Annotated in this window: 16 protein-coding genes; 4 read left to right on the forward strand and 12 right to left on the reverse strand. The window is 41.6% G+C overall.

What is annotated here, in order from left to right; translation table 11 throughout:
* Positions 1–20 precede the first annotated feature (20 nt).
* The gene (locus AC04NP_RS02205; protein WP_482857668.1) at positions 21–671 is read right to left on the reverse strand and encodes a YdcF family protein; all 651 of its coding nucleotides are present in this window, start codon (positions 669–671) and stop codon (positions 21–23) included.
* 275 nt (positions 672–946) lie between these two features.
* On the opposite strand from AC04NP_RS02205, the gene AC04NP_RS02210 reads away from it, so the two are divergent.
* The 3 genes from AC04NP_RS02210 (at position 947) to AC04NP_RS02220 (ending at position 3,874) form a co-directional block, all read left to right on the forward strand.
* On the forward strand, positions 947–2,056 hold the full coding sequence (locus AC04NP_RS02210; RefSeq protein WP_482857670.1) for a glycosyltransferase: 1,110 nt from the start codon (positions 947–949) through the stop codon (positions 2,054–2,056).
* Positions 2,056–3,015, forward strand: a complete 960-nt coding sequence (locus tag AC04NP_RS02215) for a glycosyltransferase family 4 protein (RefSeq protein ID WP_482857671.1) — start codon at positions 2,056–2,058, stop codon at positions 3,013–3,015. The genes AC04NP_RS02210 and AC04NP_RS02215 overlap by 1 nt, the downstream gene beginning before the upstream one ends.
* A gap of 73 nt (positions 3,016–3,088) precedes the next feature.
* Positions 3,089–3,874, forward strand: coding sequence for a polysaccharide biosynthesis/export family protein (locus AC04NP_RS02220; protein ID WP_482857673.1), 786 nt, complete (start codon positions 3,089–3,091; stop codon positions 3,872–3,874).
* Between the two features lie 42 nt (positions 3,875–3,916).
* Here the strand turns inward: AC04NP_RS02220 and AC04NP_RS02225 are convergent, their stop codons facing one another.
* The 10 genes from AC04NP_RS02225 to AC04NP_RS02270 form a co-directional block, all read right to left on the reverse strand.
* Entirely contained in the window at positions 3,917–4,426 is a 510-nt protein-coding gene (locus AC04NP_RS02225) for a hypothetical protein (protein ID WP_482857675.1), read from the reverse strand.
* A 67-nt stretch (positions 4,427–4,493) separates the two neighbouring features.
* Positions 4,494–5,645: a lycopene cyclase family protein gene (locus tag AC04NP_RS02230; RefSeq protein WP_482857676.1), complete on the reverse strand. Its 1,152-nt coding sequence runs from the start codon at positions 5,643–5,645 to the stop codon at positions 4,494–4,496.
* A gap of 168 nt (positions 5,646–5,813) precedes the next feature.
* A complete protein-coding gene (locus AC04NP_RS02235; RefSeq protein ID WP_482857753.1) occupies positions 5,814–5,951 on the reverse strand; it encodes a T9SS type A sorting domain-containing protein in 138 nt (45 codons plus the stop codon).
* Positions 5,952–6,398: a fasciclin domain-containing protein gene (locus tag AC04NP_RS02240; protein ID WP_482857678.1), complete on the reverse strand. Its 447-nt coding sequence runs from the start codon at positions 6,396–6,398 to the stop codon at positions 5,952–5,954.
* Positions 6,343–6,561, reverse strand: coding sequence for a fasciclin domain-containing protein (locus AC04NP_RS02245; RefSeq protein ID WP_482857680.1), 219 nt, complete (start codon positions 6,559–6,561; stop codon positions 6,343–6,345). Before AC04NP_RS02245 ends, AC04NP_RS02240 begins: the two co-directional genes overlap by 56 nt.
* Before the next feature lie 82 nt (positions 6,562–6,643).
* Positions 6,644–7,258: a fasciclin domain-containing protein gene (locus AC04NP_RS02250; protein ID WP_482857681.1), complete on the reverse strand. Its 615-nt coding sequence runs from the start codon at positions 7,256–7,258 to the stop codon at positions 6,644–6,646.
* Positions 7,259–7,529: 271 nt separating this feature from the next.
* Positions 7,530–8,183, reverse strand: a complete 654-nt coding sequence (locus AC04NP_RS02255) for a hypothetical protein (RefSeq protein WP_482857683.1) — start codon at positions 8,181–8,183, stop codon at positions 7,530–7,532.
* 196 nt (positions 8,184–8,379) lie between these two features.
* A complete protein-coding gene (locus AC04NP_RS02260) occupies positions 8,380–9,300 on the reverse strand; it encodes a universal stress protein (protein ID WP_482857684.1) in 921 nt (306 codons plus the stop codon).
* A 66-nt stretch (positions 9,301–9,366) separates the two neighbouring features.
* Entirely contained in the window at positions 9,367–10,452 is a 1,086-nt protein-coding gene (locus tag AC04NP_RS02265; protein ID WP_482857686.1) for an aminotransferase class V-fold PLP-dependent enzyme, read from the reverse strand.
* Positions 10,453–10,464: 12 nt separating this feature from the next.
* Entirely contained in the window at positions 10,465–11,655 is a 1,191-nt protein-coding gene (locus tag AC04NP_RS02270) for an MFS transporter (RefSeq protein ID WP_482857687.1), read from the reverse strand.
* Positions 11,656–12,151: 496 nt separating this feature from the next.
* On the opposite strand from AC04NP_RS02270, the gene AC04NP_RS02275 reads away from it, so the two are divergent.
* Positions 12,152–14,176, forward strand: coding sequence for a prolyl oligopeptidase family serine peptidase (locus AC04NP_RS02275; RefSeq protein ID WP_482857688.1), 2,025 nt, complete (start codon positions 12,152–12,154; stop codon positions 14,174–14,176).
* A 106-nt stretch (positions 14,177–14,282) separates the two neighbouring features.
* Here AC04NP_RS02275 and serA read toward each other — a convergent pair whose 3' ends face one another.
* Complete coding sequence (gene serA / locus AC04NP_RS02280; protein ID WP_482857689.1) at positions 14,283–16,175, reverse strand: phosphoglycerate dehydrogenase; 1,893 nt, start codon at positions 16,173–16,175, stop codon at positions 14,283–14,285.
* Positions 16,176–16,280: the final 105 nt, after the last annotated feature.

Genomic DNA, 16,280 nt, shown 5'->3' on the forward strand with positions numbered 1-16,280 from the left:
GCCTGATTACGGTTTGAAGGTTAAACCAATAGTATGGTATAAAGATAAGCCAGAAATTCTGTCAGCACTTCTTTAAAACCGTGACTACTTTTCCACCATCGATCGCCGTCATAGGCAATATTGTCAATGGATATTATGCCCACATTATACTGGTCTCCAAGATATTTGCTGAACAAATAATGGCTTCGTCTGGCATGAACACCGATGGAAATCACATTGATGGAACAGAAACCCGAGGGATGGCCACCCAGCCATTCATTGGTGGCGATTGAAGACGCCTCGGTACGATTCTTTTTACCCGGCTTTACTTTGATGATCCGGATCTTTGTACTATCGATCCCTCTTTCCATGAGTTTAGCGGCCAGTAATTCAGCAGTCGATTCATATTTAGTCGCATTCCAGCCAAACAATTCCTGCCCTCCGGTAATAATCAGTTTTTGATAGTTTTGTTTATTAAACTCTTTCAGCGCTTCATCGAGGGCATAATCAGGAAGCCAATCGTCGACAAGCAATGCTTCGGCATCGAGAACCGGACTGTTTGGGGATAAAAAGGAATTAATATTTATGACAAACAAGAAAAACATGGACAAGACGAGCAATACACCTGCCAGCCAACCTTTCCAGGTAGGTACCCAAACTTCTCTTTTTTTGAAAAAACCCGGATTGGCCATTTAAAGATATTTTAAATTCCCCGGCTCAACTTTCTTGGCCGTTTCAACTTCTTCGCCAGCCCCGATGATAGGCCATCAAACGGCCTTTGGCATCAGAGGAAGTTATTAATTTCTTTATAAAATTAAATAAAAAATAAAAATAATTTAATTTTAGTTGTGTTTAAATTTATTCTTTCTTTATATTTAACGTTTCAAAACGGGTGAAAGAAGTTGCTGCCATCGCAACCGTCAGGTGAAGGGCTATGTGTCAAATGCCACCATAAATTTTTTTTAATTTGGTACCTATAAAAGTATTAATGCTGATAGACAAGCTGGCCGACGGTGGTAAAGAGAGGAGGTTGATTGAGTTGTTAAAGGGATTGTCCGATGCAAAGGAGATAGCCTACGAGGTAGTTGTTTTGTCAGATCTGGTTACCTATGAGGAGGCTTATCAATTAAAAGGTGAAATCCACTGTATCAGGAGAAAGTCAAAAAAGGACTTGACTGTTTTTAAGCAATTGTACGATATCTGTAAGTCATTCGGACCGGATATTATTCAGGCCTGGGAGTCCATGGCGTCTATTTATGGTATTGTTACCGCCAAGCGGATTAAAAGCAAATTTATCAATGCTTCTATTACCAACGCGCCGGAGAAAATCGAGGCTTTTAGTAAGTTATGGTTGAGATCCCGGTTGACTTTTCCATTTTCAGATGCCATTATTGGCAACTCAGAGGCGGGATTGGATAGTTACCAGCCTCCGAAGGCCAAAAGTTATTGTATCCGTAACGGATTTGATTTTAAACGGATAGAAGGGTTGACTCCGGAAAATGACGTAAAAGAGCGTTTAAAAATAGGGAATGAGAGGGTTATTGGAATGGTTGCGGCTTTTAACCCGAAAAAAGATTATAAAAGTTTTGTTCTTGCCTCATCCTATATACTGGAAGAAAAAAACAATGTAATTTTTATTTGTGTAGGTGAAGGCCATCAAAAAGAGGATATAAAGAAATTGGTTCCTTCAAAGTATTTGTCCCGGTTCAGGTTTTTAGATTGGCAAAAAAAAGTAGAGTCAGTTATTAATATTTTTGACATCGGCGTTTTGTCATCTTATTCAGAAGGAATTTCCAATGCGATTATGGAATATATGGTGCTTGGATTGCCGGTGGTGGCTACCAGGGCAGGAGGAACTAAAGAACTGGTGGTTGATGGGGAAACTGGTTTTTTGGTGGAAAAGAATAGCCCGGATAAACTTGCCGGGCAATTAAAAATTTTGTTAGATGACCCTCAGAGGGCTGAGTTAATGGGCCGAAAGGGCAAAGAAAGGATATATAATCAATTTTCACTGGACAAAATGGTAACTGACTATATCCGGTTGTACAAGCATTTAATCTATGGCAATTCAAAGTAATGAAAGTACTTTTTATTAGCAGAAAACGGCCAAGTTTTGATATCATGCCTTTCATCAGAAGCCAGGCAAATTCTTTGATTGAAAACGGCATTGATGTGCGGCATTTTATGATATCTTCAGGAGGCATGAAAGGATATACCGGGGCATTGCGTGAGCTGAAACAATATTTAAAAAACAACGATGTGGATATCCTCCATGGGCATTATTCCTATTCCGCGTGGTTGGCATTGTTAACATTTTCAGGCAAACCAGTGGTGGTATCTTTTATGGGGGCAGATGTGTATGGTTCAAAGGGTGTAAATGGTCAAAGACTTGCCGGTAAATTATTTGATGTTTATTCATCGAAATTGCTTCAGTTTTTTGTGACAAAAATAATTGTGAAGTCTAAAAACCTTTACGATAGCATATTTTTAAAAAAGAAGGCTTACATTATTCCCAACGGCGTCGACTTTGCGCACTTCAAACCCGGAAACAGGCAAGCAGCCAGGGAAAAGTTTGAACTGCCATGCGATAAAAAGCTCATTTTGTTTTTAGGCCATCCGACTTATCCAAGAAAAAATTTTGCGCTGCTGCAGGCAGCCATGGAAATAATCGATGACGAAGGAATAGCGGTGGTTAATCCTTATCCCACATCACCTGAAAATATTCCTTTTTACTTGAATGCCGTCGATTTACTGGTATTGACCTCTACCTCTGAGGGATCACCGAACGTGATTAAAGAAGCTATGGCCAGTAATCTCCCGATCGTATCGACCGGCGTGGGCGATGTGGCAGAGGTAATTGAAGGTACCCAAGGGTGTTATCTTACAAGTTTTGAGGCAAAGGATGTTGCCGATAAGATTTTATTGGCTTTGAAACACGGCAATACCACCCATGGTCGCGAAAATATTAAACACTTGGAAATTAATGTTATAGCCAATAAATTGATCGATATCTATAGCAATACCTTGAAAAAATAGTACTATCATGGTAGGAAGGAGGTAGTATGCAATCTGTGAAAATAATATAGAATATTTAAGACCAACGAATCATATGAAAACATATACATGCTTATTAGTTTTGATTGTTGCTGCCAGCGCCTGTGTTCCCGTAAAAAGACAAATAATGTTGCAAAGTACCGAGGATGTTAACAAGCTTGCAGAGGGTAGTGGTTTGATGCGGATGATTGAGGAAAATAACATCGAATACCGGCTCCAGGCGGGAGATGTTATTCAAATTAGAATATCGAGCCTTACGCCGACACAATTTGATGTTTTTTCCAGTATGGATGACCAGCAGAATGACCGGTTGGATCCTGTTTTAACCGGTTTTTTGATAGACAAAAAAGGATACATCACCGTGCCGCATTTAGGTAAAATCAATGTGGTGGAGCTTACCATAAGCGAAGTAGCGGATAAAATTGAGTCCCTTGTCAATGAAATTGTGGACACACCCACCGTGTATGTCCGGTTAGTCACTTTTAGTGTTTCTGTGCTAGGCGAGGTAGAACAGCAAGGGCGATACTCAATTTTTGAAAACAGGTTGAATGTTTTGGAAGCTATCGGAATGGCAGGAGGGTTGACAGAATTTGCGGATGGCAGCAAAATCAAGATCGTACGTTCAGAAGCGGGGGTATCGGGTTTGACTGAGTTGAATGTTTTGGAAGAGTCTATTATTTCTTCCAACTTTTATTATTTACAGCCCAATGACATCATTATTGTCCCCGCACTCAGGACCAAAAACTTCAGGCAAAATCAGGCTAATAATATTGGGTTGATTTTGTCAGGTATTGCTACGGTCGCCTCTATTATATTGGTATTTGAACGTGTGGAGAATTAGTACGGCAACAGAAGCCTTGAAAAGGCCTCGAAAATTATTTTTTCAAATATTCTCTTGTGTGTGCAAATTGGTTAAAATACTCATTAAAATGTTTTTTTCCGTATCGGCGCCATAATCCTTTAAAGCGTCGTCCAGGGACTCTTTTTTTTCCTTGTTGTCCATATCGGCCGTGATTATTTTTTTAATTTCCCTGTACTGCGAAACCGTCAATTCTTCTTCCAGGGCGTTGATGATTATGTTAAAAGAGTCCTGCTCTTTCAAAACACTTTGGGGTAAACCGAAATTCTCCAGCTCGCTGATACACATTTCCAGAATTTCTTTCCCTCTTTTTTTACATGAGTCCAATTGTGACATCGAGCCGCTGGCATCTCTCAATGACCAGGAGCTATAATCATACTTGATAGCTTCAATATGTTTGACACGCTGATTATTTTCGCCGAATATCCTTTCCAAAAGCACAATGGTTGAACTTTTCCATGCTTCCAGATCCATATCTTTGGCTTCGAGCTTTTGAATTTGCTTTTGCAAAAGGTCAATTTGTTTATCAATCATATGATCAAATATTACGGAGCTTGCATTATTCAGCCATGCTTCACCGCCTACTAATATACAGAATTAATTACAACTTATGTATTTTTGAGATTTGTTGAAAAAATGCCTTTATAAATTGCTTTTTGGGAGACAAATTCATGATTTTGATTTCCTCAAAAAGGTTGGTTTCTTCATCCAGAAACCTGAAAACCCTGACCGACCCGTTTTTTTTAAATAATTCCGTAAAAATGTCTTTTGCCGGATAGGTTTCATTGGCCAAAATATTGAGCAGAATACTGTCATACAACCGGAATCTTTTGGAAATCAAGGAAGATGACCGCAAAGGAAATTTGCCATCTGCGAGGTTTTGGACTATTTTCCTGGCCGCTTTTTGTATCCTTAGAAAAGTGAATCCGGTCGATGCTTTGGTATGCCCACCCATCGTGCCGATGTTGATAACATTTTTCCCTTTTTTCCTTGGAAAAGGAAAGTCACTCATAGGAATAATACCGGATTCTTCTTCGAGGATTCTGTAATCCTGAATATGGAGGTGATCCTGTATATAGCGCTCCAGGGCCCGGTCATACTCACTGTTTTCCAATACCTGATCGGTAAACAGGGTATACTCGACCAGGGCTTCCTTTTCGGAAAATGGCAGTACGTAACAAAATCTGGTTTCCCGGCCATTTGCTACCCTGAAATCCATGTAAGTCATTTTGTCCGGGTCAAAGGTCGGGGTTTCGGTTTTGATAATCCAACCTTTAAAATGCTGGAGCAGGGTGTAATAATCTTCTGATATATTCAGTTGATCTGCTGAATGATAGCTGTTAAATACATATTCCGATTGATATGTTCCCCGGTTGGTGATAACTTCACCCTCATCTGTTATTTGCTCGATACGGGCTTGTAAAAATTCAAAATTCGGATAGCTATCCAGTTCGTTGTAAACATGGGAATAAAAGTCGATACCTCTGATCATTTTATATCTGTAAGGTGAAAGATTCATTTCCTGCTTAAAACCATGGCCGTAAAAGTTGGCCGTATCCCATGACTTGAACACCAATTTTTCAAGGTGATTATCACCGGTTTCCCAAAAACACCAGGTGCGGTCATTGGTAGTTTTTTTTTCTTTATCAATGATAAGTATTGATTTATCCTTTAAAGGACTGTTTATTAACTCCAGGGCCAGCATGAGTCCTGAACAACCACCCCCTGCTATAATATAATCATACCGCTTCATTATATGCTTTGAATAAAGAACTTATTTTGTTGCTGGAAACTGATTTTCATAATGATAACCTATACAGCTTATTTTTTTCAAAGATAGCAAAATTGTTGAACAGCTTCTTATCAAACGAAAAAGGTCAACCACTTTTGGTTGACCTTTTTAAACAATAGTGTGTGTGTTTTACTTCTTATATAATCTGATCGTCTTATTTTGACTTCCTGATTGCAATTTGATAAGGTAAATACCTGTGGGATAATTTGCTACATTGATATTTAGTTGCCCGTTGTTTTCCCTGCTTAGTTGCCCTTCATAATATATTTAACCTTCGGTATGATAGATGACGACATTGGTGGTATTTGAAAACTGATTTTGTAATGGATTGATGGTCAATCTATCAATAGCAGGATTTGGATAAGCGTTTACCTCAAATGCCCGGGAAGCAGCACTTTCGCTGTCAACTGCATCGGAGGGTGGCAATAATACCTTGTCAATGACATGGATAACACCGTTAGTAGCAACAAGGTCCGGGTTAACAACATGGCTGCCGTTAACAGTAACACCGGTTTCATCTTTTAAAACCACAGCGCTACCCCCATTAAGTGTTGGGACTATTTGTCCCGCATCCAAATCGGTGGATAAAAATTGACCGTTTAAAACATGATAAAGCAGTATGGGAGTTAATTCTTCTTTGCTTAAATCTTCTATTCCTTTAATGCCAAGTAAGTGCCTCGAATAAATGATGAAATGCAGCGTTATCGGGGGCAAATACGGTTAGCGGTCCATCTGCCGAAAGTGCGTCGACCAACTCTGCTTTGACTACGGCGTCCACCAAAATGCTCAAATCGGGAGTTTGCTGAGCCAATTGAACAATGTTAGCGTTATTCACAACAGTAAATGAAAGGGAATCGGCAGGTCCTTCGACACCCATTGCCTTGGCCTGGCTGAAAGGTGTGGCTGTTAAGGTGTAGTCAATTAATTCGGGTTCCCATACGATATAATCACCATTTGAGTCACTGAAGGCAGCATAAATAAGGGAACACGTTTTCAGTTTTCAATTCACGGCCGTTTAAAGTAAACCTGACACTTCCTGTGGTTTCAGGCTCGATGTTTGCCCTGATGTTTAACCGGTTGGTACCAATCATGGCGATATCCAGGGTATCGCCGTCGTTGATTTCCATGATATCTTCATCGGTTTCGGCATTGACCAGCGTGTAGCTGAGAACGTTTCCGGCGGGAATCAAAACCTGGTTGATCACATGAACCGTTCCATTGGTGGCTATCACATCGGGTTGAATGACCCTGGAGTCGTTAATTTTAATGACATCTCCTTGTTTGCTGACGGTCACATCATTCCCAAACAAAGTACCTGCTGTTTGTCCATCAGACAGTTCTTCTGACAAAATATTAGCATTGATGACATGATAAAGGAGGACGGGCGTTAATTGCTCTTTGCTCAGGTCGTCAATGCCTCGCACGCCTAAAGTCCTGAACAAACGGTGAAAGGCGGCATTAGTGGGGGCAAAAACGGTCAACGGCCCGTCTCCTGAAAGTGCTTCAACTAAATCAGCTTTGATAACTGCCTCTACTAAAATGCTTAATTCTTTATTTTCTGAAGCAATATCCACAATCGTTTGCTCCGGACATTTTGACTGGTTAAGGCAAATGCGCTAATAATCAAAAGCAACATGAATGCCACTGGCCTGGGATGGAAATAGGGTAATTTTAAGTTCATTTTGTGTGGTGTTTTAAGGTTTTTAAAAAGCAAAAAGACAATTTTTTGTGGTCGACTTCTTGTTACCTTAAACACCCTTCGGGTTTGCAGGTTTTTCCCGATTCTCCAAACTGTCGAAAACCAGGCTTCAACCAGAAATGATTGGCCCTGAATTGTAGATACGATTAAAACTTGCCAATCTTTAAGGTGAGGAAATAGTTGAGGTTATTAAAATCTTTATTTTTTGTATCGACCAGCTCAAGATCCTGGGTAAACCTTTTGGTTACACCAAAATTCATTCTAAAGTGTCTGGTTACATTTATCTCCATACCCACACCGGGCTCCACATACCAAAATACATCATCATCTATCAGCTCATTGTTGCGTCTTATGCTGTCGTCTTCCCAATCCTCGTGATACCCAAGCCAACCGGCACCCGATGCGATGGGGAACGTGATATGTATTACGTTGTTTGAAAACAACACCGGTTCTATAAACAGCCCGCCATATCCACCGAGAAGAATTGCCTTTTCATCCGGGTCGGGATTAATATTTTCAAATTTGGCAGAAGGGATGATGCCCTGGGCCTCAATGCCAATAGCCACGGAGCGGTTGATGATCCATCCCCCACGTAACCCCATCATCGCGAAGGTTTTATCCTTAAATTCCGAGGCCTTGAACATCACCGCTCCAAAAGCGCCGGAATGGTGACCGGAGCCGGTTAATGTTTTAATATCACTTTGTCTGTCAATATCCCCGATTGGCTCACTTTTATACGCTTGGGCCACAGAAGCTACGCCTGAGAATATCAGCATAAAAAAGAGTGTTAAAGTTTTCATAATTCAGTATGCTTATGTTCAATATATTTTGAGTTTATGCTAAAGACATGAACCCGTGGTGAAGGTTTCCGGTAAAAGGTAAAAATTTGAAAAAATCTCAGGTATGCCCATCAGTTTAAGCACACAAAATCGCACCATCGCATTGTGCAACACCCACGGGACGCTTGCGCCGGGTGTTGATAATTTCCCTGTGATATTATATATCCTTGATGACTTCAAGCCAGCCGGCGGCTTTACCTTTTGGCCTGACTACTACCATGGGAATGGTATCGTTCATCTGAATTAACCTTTCTGCCATGCTGCCAATAAACAATGCTGTGGATGCTGTGCGGCCCTTGGCACCGATGATTACGAGGCTGGCCTTCACCTCTATGGCTTTTTCATAAATATCGGCAACAGGGTCGTCGTCATTGTCCAGAGAGTAACAATCTGTAATTTTTAACCCCTGCAGGTCGATTGGCTTGATGAACTTTTTGAAATCTTCCTCGGCGTTTTTCTTCATGATCTGGCTGAATTCCTCATATGATTTCCCTGTGTAGTGATAGCCCACCGGTACATTGTACACGTTTTGACAAATGATCTCGACCTCATTTTCCACCCTGGTGGCGATGGTGATGGCCTGTTCCAAAGCATTTTGAGCGTAATGTGAAAAATCTATGGGGACCAGGATTTTATCAGACCGGAGATGACTGTTTTCAGGAACAATCAACAGTGAACAAACCGCCCGTCTTGCCAGCCTCTGACTCAAAACACCACTACCCTTTAAATGGTTTTTTCTGCCCACGATAACCAGGTCAATGTCGTATTTTTCATTCATCTCCAGAATCTTCCTGGCAGGCTGGCCATTTTCAACAATGCAGATTTTGTTGATGTCAGTATCTCCCATTTCCCTGGCCACTGATGTTTCAATCTGTTGTTTCCGTTCGCACAAGGCATTTTCAATAATACCGGGAAATTCTTTCTCGACTTCGGGAGGTATATTCCAATGCCTGATAACATTCACAAAATAAATGGTGTGAGTATCTGAAGCCCTGGTTATAAAGGAGGCAAATTTTAAAATGGTTGAGTCCAACTCGCTACCATCCAGGGCGACTAGAACTTTATGTAAAGGATACATGACCGGAAATGGAAAGTGTTTTGTTAATAATTTTGATAAACTGAAAAAATAAACTGCAATTTAAAATCATTCATGAGAATATTCATCTAAAAAGTCTGCCAACATTTCAAATTGCTCTTTGGAGTGGGTGGGGAAATTAGCTATTCTCAGGTGCTTATTTTTAAACTGCCCGTATCCACTGCCTATCACCATGCCTTTTTCCCCTGCCTTGTCGATAATTTTTTTACTGTCAATGGCTGTTTTCGCCACAATCACAGTTTTAGAACGGTATTTGGGATTGGTCACAAAAGGTTCCATAAGCGGATGGTTTTCTAATAAATTGTAGGATAACGCAGCTTTATATTCGGTCTCCTTGCGGATTTGTGTTATTCCTTTGCTGAGCATGTCTTCTGCCACTTTTCCTAACAAATACATGCCCAAAACATTGGGTGTCTCCGGTGTTTGATGGCGTCCTGATTTGGATAGAAAGGAAGGAATACTGTGATATGAACCGATAGAAAGCCCTGAACGTTGCATGGATTTGGCTTTTTCTATCCCTTTTTCATTAATGATCCAGACCCCAAGTCCTGCAGGCAAGCCGAAGCCTTTCTGTACTGAAAAAAACAATGAGTCAATCCTGCTAAAATCAAGGTCTATATAAGGAACGGCTGACACAGCATCTACTGCCATCAGTTTATCGGGATGCTGGTCTTTTAAAGCATAGATATCTTCCAATGGCTGAGCTACTCCGGTACTTGTTTCGTTTTGTGTAACAGCTATTAACTCCACCGACTCCGGAATGTTTGTTTCCGAAGGGTCGATGCAATGGCCGGGCTCCACTTCTGAAATCACCGCATCACGGCCCAAATCGCGGGATATCTCGTAAAACCGTCTGGAGAAGGCACCATTTACCAGGTGAAAAGAGCTATTTTCAACACAATTCTGAATGAGTCTTTCCCAGACCTCTGTTGCCGAACTGGTAAAGAATATTTCAAATTCTCCGGGCACATTCAGAAGTTCCCTTAATTGGTCTACTGCATGGGAATAAATGTTTTCAAATTGCTTGCTGCGATGAGAAATAGATGACACCTGGGATTTTAAGGCATTTTTGACATGCCCTTCAACGGTGTAATACAGTTTGGATGGCCCCGGAGTAAAATATATTTTATGCATATGGATTCTGAATTATTCTGAACTTGGATTGATACGGTTTAAGTTGTAATGTTTAAAGCCCACCGAAAAAAAGTAAATTAATGGCAAAATGAGTAAAAGTCCCGCCATCAAAAACATATTACCAATACCAATAATTTTGGCTACGTAGCCCAAAATTATTGATCCCAGGCCGATGCCCATATCGGTGGCCGAATAAATAGTTGAGTTGGCAACCCCCCTTCTGCCGGCATCTACAAGGTTGGCAGTCATGGTTAAAATGGTAGGCATGATCAGCCCGTTACCAACGCCGGTGATAAAACATGCCAGCAAAAACAAAGACTCGGTTTTGGTTTGCGATAAAAGCACATACCCGAAAATCGTAATCAAAAAGCTGATTAAGATAATCAGACCAGGTCCTCTTTTATCCATATACTGTCCTGAAAATGGCCTCAGGCAGGCTACTCCGGCGGCATAGACCAAAAATACCAACGGAATATTGCTAATAGTTAATTCCTTTGCATACAAAATGATAAATGACATTAATCCGCCATAGGTCACTGCCGTCACCAGCATAACCAGCGTGATGTGCAGCACTTTTTTTTCAAACACATTATTCCAGCCTAATTTTTTGGTGGTTTTAGGAAATTTGATATAACTAACCATCAATGCCATTAGCAAAGCCAGCATGGCAACAAGGAAGGTTGAGATAAACAACATTTGAAAGTTACCTTTCTCCAGGATGCTTAGCCCCACCAAGGGCCCGATAGCCATCGACAAAGTGATGGAAAGGCTGAAATAGCTGATGCCTTCACCCCGCCGTTTTACCGGCACCAGATCTGAAGCAATCGTAATGCCACCATTGGTAATTACACCCCAGCTCAGGCCATGTAAAATTCTCAAAACCAGCAAGGAAAAATAGGTGTCTGCCCATATGTATAACCCGGAAATCAGGACATAGATCGACAGTGACCATAGATAAACCTGCTTGCGGCCGTAAGTATCCAGGGCATATCCGGCTATTGGCCTGATCATCAAAGCAGAAAGTGCGTAGACGCCAATTATGTAACCAACGCGGCTTTCATCCTGTCCCAAATCATTGACCACAAAAAACGGCAACGTCGGGAGAAGAAAATAAAACCCTGAAAATATCAGCAAATAGGACAGCGTATGGATAGCAAAATCCCTGTTCCAAAGTTTTGCCTTTTTTGTTGTTGTTATAGTCATCGTGGCAATTTCGACCGGCAAATATACCCCTAAATACTTTTAAGAATAATAGTTTCCAAAACTATTTACGGTAATTGGGTCACCATGTATGGTTTAACTTGTAAAATATTTCTTGAATAGATACAAATGCGCTAGCTTTGTAATCAAGAACCGGGTTTTAAAAAAATTCAGAAAGATATCCCACTTGAGTCTGGACAGTTTTTTTAAACCTAACAATTTAGAAATAACGGGTGACTTCGTCTTCAAAACCGGGCCTCACCCTGACTTGTCGGGGCCTCGTAATACCTATGGTATTGCAGGATAACAGTGGATTGTTGCGATGCACGGATAGCCTAAATCTTGTCTTTTAGGGGTTTAAATTTAAACCTTTGGGCTCTTGTGGGGCTTTTTTAATTTTTATTTCTTTCCTTTCCGCCTCTCTTTATTTACTTAAAACCTCGATGGTCCGTCATGATTTATTATCTTCGTGAGGTAATCCTATTAAAACTATCTTACCATGAAAGCATTTTTTTATACCTTGTTTATGATTTCCCTCTCATGGGCCTGTGTTACTTCAGGTCAGACCAACCAGCCGTTCAACTATGATGATGTTTTTCAGCTTGAGTACGCTTCCGGTCCACAGATATCACCGGATGGCAAGCAAATCGTCTATGCCAGAAATTTTATGGATATAATGGACGACCGGGTAAAATCTGATTTATGGATCACCGATTTTGAAGGGGCTGATAACCGGCCTTTGACTACCGGTAACCCGAATGATTATTCACCACGATGGTCTCCGGATGGAAAAAAACTGCTGTACCTTTCAAATAATAATGGCAGTACGCAGGTATACCTGCGGTGGATGGATACCGGACAAACCGCCAGGCTGACAAACCTGATCGGGAGCCCTGGTAGTCTTAGCTGGTCACCTGATGGCCGTTGGATTGCCTTCACCATGTTCGTTCCTGCAAAAAATCAGGCCTTACCAACCATGCCAGCAAAACCTAAAGGGGCTAGCTGGGCGCCGGCAGCAAAATACATCGATCAACTTATTTACCGGTCCGATGGAAGTGGTTTCCTGGAGCCTGGTCATACACATGTTTTTATACTGCCCGTGCAGGGAGGGACGCCAAGGCAGATCACTTCCGGAAACTACAACCACTCCGGTCCGATTTCCTGGACAAATGATAGTAAATCTTTGTTGTTTTCTTCCAACAGAAATAAAGACTGGGAACTGGAACCACTAAATTCGGAAATTTACCAGGTCAGCATTGCCACGGGTGAAATCAAGGCACTGACCCGCAGGAAAGGTCCGGACAGGTATCCTTTGGTATCGCCATCTGGGAAGCAAATCGCTTATCTGGGATTTGATGACCAATACCAGGGCTATCAGGTGACCAAACTGTATGTAATGAATGCGGATGGCACTAACGCAAGGTTATTGACCGGTTCGCTTGATAGAGATATTGAGGCACCGAGGTGGAGTGCGGATGGCAAAAGTATTTATTTTCTGTACGATGACCAGGGTAATACAAAGCTGGCCAGTATTTCTATGTCCGGAAAGTTGCAACAGCTAACAGCCAATGTAGGAGGTTTATCTTTGGGGAGACCTTATAGTGGTGGTGCTTTTTCCCTGGCTGATAATGGAAGTTTTGCCTTTACACAAACCACTCCATATCATCCGGCAGATGTGGCGGTTGGTGATAAAAGTGGCAAAGTAAAAACCCTCACGAACCTGAATGACGACTTATTCGGTTTTAAACAATTGGGAAAGGTCGAGGAAATAAAATACCCTTCTTCCCACGACCAGCGCGAAATTCAGGGCTGGTATATCACCCCTCCCGGTTTTGATCCCTCCAAAAAATATCCACTGATCCTGGAGATACATGGTGGACCCTTTGCCAACTATGGGGACAGGTTTTCCACCGAGATGCAACTGTATGCGGCTGCCGGTTATGTGGTGTTGTATATCAACCCCAGGGGAAGTACCGGTTATGGTGGGGAGTTTGGTAATCTGATCCATCATAATTATCCTGGTGAAGATTATGATGATTTAATGTCGGGCGTTGATGAAATGATTAAAAAAGGTTTTATAGATGACCGGAAGCTATATGTAACAGGGGGTAGCGGTGGCGGTGTATTGACAGCCTGGATCGTTGGAAAAACCAATCGTTTTAAGGCGGCAGTGGTAGCCAAGCCGGTAATCAACTGGTACAGCTTTGTGCTTACCTCGGATGGCTACAATTTTTTCTATAAATATTGGTTTCCCGGATTGCCCTGGGATCATAGTGAGCATTACCTGAAAAGGTCTCCGATTTCTTTGGTGAAAAATGTGACTACTCCCACGATGCTGCTGACAGGAGAGGTTGATTACCGTACTCCCATGTCCGAAACGGAACAATATTATCAGGCACTGAAATTGCTAAAAGTAGAATCTGCCATGGTCAGAATTCCGGGAGCTTCTCACGGCATTGCCCGGCGTCCGAGCAATTTGATTACCAAGGTGGCCTACATCTTAAAATGGTTTAAGGAGCATTAGCCACCTGAATCCCTTAGTGCCTCTTTGTGTCTTGGTGCCTTTGTGGTTCACCATTTTTCACCACCAAGACACGAAGGCACAAAGGAGAAGGGTTCCGGGGTACGAATTAGTAAAGGACACGGAACCAGATGGTACCCTCGATGGCCTTCATTTTTTTAATGACCTCCTTGTTGTAAGCCTTGTCGATGTCGGTGATGACGTAACCAATCGTTTCATTGGTCTTCAAATACTGGCCAACGATGTTCGTTTCAAATTCAGCGAGAATGTTGTTGATCTTTGCCAAAATGCCAGGCATATTATGATGAATATGTATCAAACGATGCGCATTTTTGAATTCCGGTAGTCTTACATTTGGAAAGTTTACACTGTTGGTAGTGCTTCCCGTATTCATGTAATCCATAATCTGCCCAGGTACAAAATGGGCAATGTTGACCTGTGCTTCCAAGGTGCTCCCTCCTATATGAGGCGTAAGCAAGGTATTGGGAAGTCCCTTTAACGCCGTCTTTAATTCATCTTTGTTGCTTTTGGGCTCCTCGGGAAACACATCAATTGCCGTACCCCTGACTTTGCCGCTTAAAATGTTTTTTTTCAGTGCTTCAATGTCCACCACCTGGCCCCGGCTGAGGTTCAGAAAAATTACCCCGTCCTTCATCTTTTCAAACTGAGGATCACTAATGAAGTTTTTGTTTTCCTTTCGTCCGTCGACATGCAGGCTGATCACATCAGACAGAGACAGCAACTCATCGAGGGAGTTGCATTTAGTGGCATTCCCAAGCGTGAGCCTGTCTACCAGGTCATAGTAATACACGTCCATTCCCATATTTTCCGCCAGAACAGATAACTGGGAACCAATGTTACCATAGCCGATAATGCCAATTTTTTTTCCTCTGATTTCATAGCTGTCCCTGGCAGATTTATCCCATTTACCCTGATGCATTAACATCATTTTATCAGGTAAATTCCTCATCAACAAAATGATTTCAGCAATAGCCAGTTCCACTACTGAGCGGGTGTTACTGTAAGGGGCGTTAAAAACTGTGACCCCGTTTTTCAGGGCTTCTTCGAGATCGATCTGGTTAGTACCGATGCAGAAGGCACCAATGGCGATCAGGCGATTGGCACTTTCCAGGACTTTTTTGGTCACCTGGGTTTTGGACCTGATCCCTAAAACAGAAACATCCCTGACTTTTTCACACAGTTCATCTTCATCCAGTCCAGTTGGATGTTTTTCCACGGTATAGCCTTCTTCCTTTAAAATTCTAACGGCATCCGGGTGTATATTTTCGAGTAACAATACCTTAATTCTGTTTTTGGGGTAGGATAGGGCTGTATTCATTTTGTTAACATATAAAACTTCGTCCAAACTCGGAGCGATATGATCTGCTTTTTGTAAAACCGGTGTCCTTTCGACATTTTCCGTAAAGGCATAAAACATATTGGCCAGACCGCCTGCTTTAATTTCGTAGTCATTATAACCGTCTCCAATGACGTATACTTCCCCGGCCAGTTTCAACTTTTTTATTACCTCGACTTTTCCATTGTTTGAGGACAACTCATTGCTGGGATCAAAACCCACAATGTTGCCTTCTGCGTCGAATTCAAATTTGTTCGCAAATACATTTTCTTTCTTAACGCCATAGTCTGTTACAATGGGGACAATAAAATCACTGAATCCGTTAGAAATAATGTAGATACGGTCGGCGTGTTCTGAGAAAAATTCTTTGTTTCTCTTAAAGGAGGTGGAGACTTTCTCTTTTAAACGGGTAATTAAGTCTTCGATGTGATCTTTTTTAGCTTCCAGCAACTTAATGCGTTCGTTCAAAGACTGCCTGAATGATAGCTCCCCCTCCATACAGCGGTCAGTAATCGCCTTGATTTCTTCCAGTATGGTATCTTTTTGATCATTGGTCTTCAAAGATATTTCTCCCAGTACGTCCAGGGCTTCCACTTTGGTGAAGGTGCTGTCAAAATCTATGACGAAATACTTCTTATTTTTCATTGGAATAAGTGCTTCTCGCAGAATTTTTCCGCAAAATTAGTCAATTGTAACGGATGATTACCCACTAATCATTTGAATATTTGTAAGAATAGCAATATGATAGAT

Source organism: Agaribacillus sp. DX54, assembly GCF_056858335.1.